Source organism: Polaribacter sp. BAL334 (assembly GCF_015767435.1).
Taxonomy (GTDB): Bacteria; Bacteroidota; Bacteroidia; order Flavobacteriales; family Flavobacteriaceae; genus Polaribacter.
The window spans coordinates 1-964 of sequence record NZ_JADWOV010000127.1 but is presented as its reverse complement, the minus strand read 5'-3'; the positions used below and the strand labels follow the sequence as shown (position 1 = coordinate 964).

Below are 964 nucleotides of genomic sequence, written 5' to 3'. Positions count from 1 at the left end.
GAATATGACAAGTAAATCAATCCTCGATATTACAGTAAGTTGTTTTTCAAATTACAAAAGCACAGTTCCTGTTGACGTGAATTTATTGATTTGGCTTAAATCAATAAAACACACAAAAAAAGTTGAGGAAATAAGAAATTCAAAGGATGAAAATTTAGTAAAGGCTTTAAAATCTAAACTACCTGCAATTACACCAAGTGGAACATTTTCAAAAAGAAATACTGAAAGTTTAATTCAACATACTGGATTAATGCAATTTGATATTGATTTTAAAGACAATCAACATATTGAAAACTATTTCAATTTAAAAAATGAAATTAGTAAAATTAAAGAGGTTGCTTATTGTGGGATTTCAATATCAGGAAAAGGGTTTTGGGGGTTGATACCAATTAGCGAACCAAGTAAACATAAAGAGCATTTTGAATCATTATTTTTTGCTTTCAAAAACATTGGAATTAATATTGACAAAAGTTGCGCTGATGTCTCAAGATTGAGAGGTTATTCAATAGATACAGAAGCATATTTTAATCATCATGCTCCAAAATTTACACAAACATTAAATTTAGTTCCACAAAAAAATTTTACAAAAACACACTTGAAAACTGACAATTCAGAATCAATAAAAAACAAAGTAGAAAAATTACTTAATCGGATTCAAGATACAAGAATTGATATTGCTAATACTTATGAATCCTGGTTTAGTGTTGGTTGTTGTTTTGCCAATGAATTTGGTGAACAAGGAAGAACCTACTTTCATTTAATAAGCAACATAAGTCCAATTTACAAAGAATATGATACCAACAAACAATTTGACAATTGTTTAAAAAACAAATACTCTTTCAACATATCAACATTTTTCCATTTCTGTAAATTGAATAATGTTTATTAACTCCTTTGTTGTTGTTGATTGCTGAAAGCATCCAAAAACATACATTTTAATAGAAACAACAATTCTTTGTTGTTG

General features: G+C 27.4%; 1 protein-coding gene. It reads left to right on the top strand.

The window, feature by feature from the left end; translation table 11 throughout:
* Window positions 1-889 (top strand): BT4734/BF3469 family protein (locus tag IU405_RS00675; protein WP_197436727.1); only part of this gene is annotated, 889 nt, incomplete at its 5' end.
* Window positions 890-964 lie beyond the last annotated feature (75 nt).